We start from the raw sequence: 6,000 nt of genomic DNA, 5'->3' as shown, positions 1-6,000 counted from the left end.
TTGGCATATTCAAGTTTTTGTTGTGCACTGAGTGTTACTTTTGATTTTCTGGTCATAGTGATACCTTTTGGGTTTAGCTCATTTTACGCTATAAACCTGTCCAGTTTCATTAGACCATTACAAAGTGGCTGATAAACGGACTGAATACACTAAATTGATGTGGGAAGCCGTGTGTCTCTTAGAAATCAGCTAAAGCCTTAAACATAACGCTTAGAACGTCTTTTAGATGACGACATGTGTTTATCTGCTAGTGAATTAATAGAGATTGGATGTTTACTTAAAGAGATTGGAGCGGTACACGAGGCTCGAACTCGTGACCTCGACCTTGGCAAGGTCGCGCTCTACCAACTGAGCTAGTACCGCATAATATTTTTCACTTTAAAATTACTCCAATTTCTTTGGTTAGAAATTGGAGCGGCACACGAGGCTCGAACTCGTGACCTCGACCTTGGCAAGGTCGCGCTCTACCAACTGAGCTAGTGCCGCATTTCAAAATAGTCAGTAATTTGTCCGTTGGTGCGCGACAAGTCGCGGTAAAACGTTCTGGCAACTGAGCTAGTGCCGCATTATAATTTTTAGGTTCTAGGTTCTAAAAAAGTTTATAGCTTTTAATTTGAAACTTGCTGCAATTTCTTTGGTGAGAAATTGGAGCGGCACACGAGGCTCGAACTCGTGACCTCGACCTTGGCAAGGTCGCGCTCTACCAACTGAGCTAGTGCCGCATTTCAAAATTGTCAGTAATTTGTCCGTTGGTGCGCGACAAGTCGCGGTAAACGTTCTGGCAACTGAGCTAGTGCCGCATTCAAAATAGTCAGTAATTTTTCCGTTGGTCCGCGACAAGTCGCGGTAAACGTTCTGGCAACTGAGCTAGTGCCGCATTCAAATTGCTCAAGCACACTAACCCCGCGGGGGTTATCGTCTTAAGCGGGGCAGGATTCTACAATAATCCGATGTGTTTGCAAGTGTTTTTTACAAATTAAAGAATTTTTCTTGGTAGACTTTTAATTCCATGATGGAATCTTTGATATCATCAAGAGCAAGGTGTGAACCTTTTTTGTGCACTTGTGCTAAAACTTCTGGTTTCCAGCGTCGTGCTAGTTCTTTGATAGTGCTTACGTCTAAATTACGATAGTGGAAGTAATCTTCCAGTTCACGCATATATTTATTCATAAAGCGTCTATCTTGGCCTATTGAATTACCACACATAGGCGAAGCGCCTGCAGGAACCCACTGCTTTAAAAATGCCAAAGTTTGTTCAACAGCATCTTGCTCTGTGAATGTGCTCGCTTTACAGCGTGCAGTTAACCCTGACTGACCATGTTGCTTAGTACACCATTCATCCATACCATCAAGCAATTCATCACTTTGATGAATAGCAATAGTTGGCCCTTCAGCCAAGATGTTTAACGCACTGTCGGTGACAACCGTGGCGATTTCGAGTATTTTGTCTGTACTTGGTTCAAGACCTGTCATTTCGAGGTCGAGCCAAATCAGATTTGATTTATGAAAAGACATAATTACCTTGCGGTGCTTTCCTTTAGATCTAACGCATTTAGATATATCATATTAGTATCATCAGTCGACCTAAAGCTTTTTTTTCAAAAAGCACGACATTTAACTAAGTTATGGGCCAAAAGTGGCAAAACAGAAGAAATTAAGTAAAGGTCAATCCCGTAGGATTAAGGCCAATCACCAAAAACGCTTGTCTAATGCAGATTCTGCGCCAACCACTAACAAGGTTGAGCAATGGCAAACTGACAATTTAGGTGCGCCTGAAAATGCCGTGGTGATCAGTCGGTTTGGTCAACATGCCGATATTGAAACTGATAACGGAGATGTTTTGCGCTGCAATATTCGCCGTACCGTTAAAGGTATTGTTTGCGGAGACGAAGTGCAATTTCGCCGCGCAAAAGTCAGCGAAGGTGATTTAGCTGGCGTTATAGAAGCGATGCATGAACGGCGCTCGCAACTTACTCGCCCTGATTTTTACGACGGTGTAAAAGTCATAGCCGCCAACATTGACCAGATTTTGATGGTCTCTGCGGTACTACCAGAGTTTACCCCCAGTATTATCGACCGCTATTTAATTGCCTGCGAAGATATGGGCATTGAGCCTATTTTAGTGCTCAATAAAATAGATTTAATTGATGAGCCTGGGCTTGCTAACATCAATAAAATTCTGGATATTTATAGGTCACTTGATTATCAAGTATTACTAGTCAGTAATAAAACCGGTTACGGTATTGATGCACTCAAAGAAACCTTAATTGATAAAAATAGTATTTTTGTTGGTCAAAGTGGTGTGGGTAAATCAACTTTAGTTAACACTGTTTTACCTGATGCTGAAATACTGACCAAAGAGGTCTCTGAAAATAGTGGCCTTGGCCAACACACAACAACCGTGTCACGACTTCATCACTTACCTTCAGGCGGTAACTTAATTGATTCCCCTGGTATTCGTGAATTTGGCTTGTGGCATTTAGATGTAGAGCGCGTTACTTGGTGCTTTAAAGAGTTTCGCAAGTTTATTGGCGGTTGCCGCTTTAGAGACTGTAAGCATTTAAATGATCCGGGCTGTATAATTCGCCAAGCAATCGATGATGGTGATATTTCACAGCTACGTTTTGATAGCTACCATAGAATTTTAGAAACAATGGCCGATGGCCGAGCGGGTGCTCGTGCTCCACGCGTATAATTTTTTAGGAAAAAACTTGTGAGTTTAGACAAATTCAAAATCGCAATGCAGTACGCAATGCCAAAACATTTTGTATCCCGTATGGTAGGCAAGTTAGCTGCAGCTAAAGCAGGCGCACTAACAACTACTTTAATTAAATTGTTTATTAAACAATATAAAATTGATATGAATGAAGCGCAATATAGCGACCCAGCTCACTATAAAACGTTTAATGAGTTTTTTACTCGTCCTTTAAAAGAAGGCGTTCGGCCATTAACCACTGAAGATGACATCATTACTCATCCTGTAGATGGTGCCATCAGTCAACTAGGCCCAATTGTTGAAGGCCAGCTTATTCAAGCCAAAGGACATGACTATAGCTTACAAGCTTTACTTGGCGGCTCAGAGCAAGATACAGCGCCTTTTTTAGGCGGCGACTTTGCAACGATTTACTTAGCGCCAAAAGATTATCATCGTATTCATATGCCGATTGATGGCACCTTGAGTAAAATGATTTACGTCCCCGGTGATTTATTTTCAGTAAACCCACTTACCGCGCAAAATGTACCTAACCTATTCGCTCGTAACGAACGCGTAGTAGCCATTTTTGAGACTGAAATTGGCCCGCTTGCCATGGTATTAGTGGGTGCAACAATTGTTGCCAGTATCGAAACTATTTGGGCAGGTACAGTTACACCACCAGCAGGTAAAGATGTATTTAGCTGGAACTACAAAACCTCAGGTGAAAATGCAATTACCTTGAAAAAGGGTGAAGAGATGGGTCGCTTTAAATTAGGCTCCACGGTTATTTTAGCCTGGGGTGCTAATAAAGCAGATATCTTTGATGATCAAAAACCAGGCACAGTGACTCGCATGGGCACACCGTTTGCTAAAATTGATGATTGATGATTGATGATTAATACCTAATTAATAATTAAGTTATAACTCATTTTAATTAAAAACGCGGACCGACTAATGCAGTCATGCCGCGTTTTTTATTTAAGCTCTTTCCCCTGCACACTCAGTACACTCGGGCGCTTTAGTTAATTTAAACTGCTGCTGCGCTAAACTTAGTCCATCAAAACGAATAAACTGACTGCCTTGATGATGGCCCAGCAAGATATTAACTGCCAACAGTGCTTGCATCGAGCCAATGACACCTAACAACGGACTAAGCACGCCCGCGTTACTGCAATTAAGCGCTTGCTGTTGCGGTTGTGCTCCAAATATACACCCGTAACAAGGGCTCTGTGGCTGGCGAAAATCAAAACACATCAGCTGCCCTTCACTCGCTATTGCCGCCCCCGACACCAGTGGAATACCCAGTGCCAAGCATTGCTGGTTTACTACATAGCGAGTGCTGAAGTTATCGCTGCAATCAAGTACTAAGGTTGCGCCAGTAAAAACTTGTTCAGCATTTTCAGTGGTTAGTTTTGCACTTACTGTGTTGATCTTGATTTGATTATTTAAGCTGCTTAATACTTTGCCCGCAGCGCTGACCTTATCTTGCCCTAAATGATTTACTTTATAGAGCACTTGGCGCTGTAAATTTGAAAGCTCAACCTTATCATCATCTAACAAGCTTAATTCGCCAATGCCAGCCGCAGCTAAATACAGTAATGCGGGGCTGCCTAACCCCCCCGCTCCAATTACCACAACGTGAGCGGCTTTGAGCTTTAATTGCCCTTCAAAGCCGACTTCTTTAAGCATTAAATGACGACTGTAACGTAACTGCTCTTTGTCAGATAAAGATCCTTTTATTGCCTCACTCATTGCTATTAATAGCCATTTGTAAATCGGCAATCGCCTGTTGATAGTCACTGGCCTCACTAATAGCCCTAACAACAGCTACACTGCCAACACCGGTTGCAGCAACCTCGCCCGCTCGTGCTAAATCAATGCCACCAATAGCTACCGTTGGGTAATCACTCATTAACGGCACAAAATGCTTTAACTTTTCAAGCCCTTGAATTTGCCCTGTCATATCTTTGGTCGTGGTTGGGTAAATAGCGCCAAACGCCATATAACTCGGGCGGTAATTATGAGCGCGCAGCATTTCATAAAAACCATGGGTCGAAATCCCCAAACGCATGCCCGACTCTTTAATGGCCACCAGATTAGCCTCAAGTAAATCTTCTTGACCTAAATGCACACCATAGGCGCCATGTTTGATCGCCAGCTGCCAATGATCGTTGATATACACATTGCCATCGTACTTTTTACCAAGTGTGACCGCCGCAGCAATAGCGTGTTCAAGCTCTTCTTCGCTGGCGTTTTTCATTCTAAGTTGTACAGTTTTAACGCCTTGCGCTAAGCACTTTTCTAACCAATCGAGACTATCAACCACTGCATATAAACCAAGCTGTTTGTTTTCACACTCAGTAAAACCTGCCGCCATAGTAAATTCGTTTGGTTGTTCAAAATCCAGCTCATCACCCAGCCAACTGCCCGCTTCAATGACTTGTGGGTAATCATCAAGATTATCGGGAAAGCTCGTTTGTGCCACAGGGCCAATTCCTTCACCATAACGAACCGCAGCTTTTAAGCCTTGATTTATATAGGCTTTGGCTAAAATAAAGGCATCTTTAAGCGGGTAACCTTTCGCTAAACACGCTGCAATCACTGACGCCATACTACAACCGGTACCATGGCTGTGCGGCGTTTGAATTTTTTCGTTACCAAGCCAATATTCATTGCTGCCATAAGAGCTGGCATCACTGCAGTAATCAATGCAATATCCGCTTGGATAATCCCAATGGCCACCTTTGATCAGTACCGCTTTTGCGCCCCAACTTTGTAGCTTTTGCGCAGCCTCGATCACAGCACTGGGACCAATTAAATATATCCCAGTGAGCAACTGCGTTTCATGGGTATTGGGGGTGATCACATCCACCAGCGGCAATAAGCATTCTTTAATTGCGCTAACGGTATCTTCTTCTGTCAGTAAGTCACCACTGCTAGCAATGGCCACCGGATCATATACAACCAAAGGCGCAACCGGCCAAGTGGCTTTATAATGTTTTAGATGCTCACTGATCAATTGAATTTGCTGCACATTGGCCAGCATACCAATTTTAATAACACGGGCTTTCATGTCGCTTTCAAGGGCGAGTAATTGCGACTCAATAACATCGGTTGAAATCGGGTTAAGTGCTTCAACGCCTAGGCTGTTTTGCGCAGTCAATGCGGTGATCGCTGTACAACCATGGACGCCAAAACTTTGCATCGCTTTAATATCCGCCTGAATACCTGCACCACCGCCAGAGTCAGAGCCAGCAATTGTCCAAACAACATGATTCATAGTTACGTATTTCCTAATTTTTTAC

5 protein-coding genes and 3 tRNA genes are annotated in these 6,000 nt (G+C 43.0%); 2 read left to right on the top strand and 6 right to left on the bottom strand.

Annotated elements, in window-relative coordinates; genetic code table 11:
• Positions 1-287: 287 nt before the first annotated feature.
• From H5200_RS19375 to orn, 4 genes are all read right to left on the bottom strand, one after another.
• A tRNA-Gly gene (locus H5200_RS19375) sits at positions 288-363 on the bottom strand.
• Positions 364-410: 47 nt separating this feature from the next.
• Positions 411-486 (bottom strand) — tRNA-Gly (locus H5200_RS19370).
• Between the two features lie 160 nt (positions 487-646).
• Positions 647-722, bottom strand: a tRNA-Gly gene (locus H5200_RS19365).
• Between the two features lie 247 nt (positions 723-969).
• Positions 970-1,515, bottom strand: a complete 546-nt coding sequence (orn, locus tag H5200_RS19360) for an oligoribonuclease (RefSeq protein WP_145234646.1) — start codon at positions 1,513-1,515, stop codon at positions 970-972.
• A gap of 121 nt (positions 1,516-1,636) precedes the next feature.
• Here orn and rsgA point away from each other — a divergent pair, with 121 nt between their 5' ends.
• Together rsgA and asd are read left to right on the top strand one after the other, a co-directional pair.
• Positions 1,637-2,695 carry a small ribosomal subunit biogenesis GTPase RsgA gene (rsgA, locus tag H5200_RS19355; protein ID WP_145234644.1) on the top strand — a complete coding sequence of 353 codons (1,059 nt, stop codon included), beginning with the start codon at positions 1,637-1,639 and terminating at the stop codon, positions 2,693-2,695.
• An 18-nt stretch (positions 2,696-2,713) separates the two neighbouring features.
• Positions 2,714-3,580 (top strand): archaetidylserine decarboxylase, encoded by an 867-nt coding sequence (gene asd, locus H5200_RS19350; RefSeq protein ID WP_179959238.1) that lies wholly within the window; start codon positions 2,714-2,716, stop codon positions 3,578-3,580.
• 93 nt (positions 3,581-3,673) lie between these two features.
• Here asd and H5200_RS19345 read toward each other — a convergent pair whose 3' ends face one another.
• Both H5200_RS19345 and thiE read right to left on the bottom strand, forming a co-directional pair.
• Positions 3,674-4,447, bottom strand: coding sequence for a HesA/MoeB/ThiF family protein (locus tag H5200_RS19345; RefSeq protein WP_182732512.1), 774 nt, complete (start codon positions 4,445-4,447; stop codon positions 3,674-3,676).
• On the bottom strand, positions 4,440-5,975 hold the full coding sequence (gene thiE, locus H5200_RS19340; RefSeq protein WP_182762270.1) for a thiamine phosphate synthase: 1,536 nt from the start codon (positions 5,973-5,975) through the stop codon (positions 4,440-4,442). Before thiE ends, H5200_RS19345 begins: the two co-directional genes overlap by 8 nt.
• Between the last annotated feature and the right edge of the window lie 25 nt (positions 5,976-6,000).

It is taken from the genome of Pseudoalteromonas sp. SG43-7 (assembly GCF_014164295.1).
GTDB lineage: Bacteria > Pseudomonadota > Gammaproteobacteria > Enterobacterales > Alteromonadaceae > Pseudoalteromonas > Pseudoalteromonas rhizosphaerae.
Note: the sequence above shows the minus strand (reverse complement) of the source record. Positions and strands in the feature narration are given on the sequence as shown.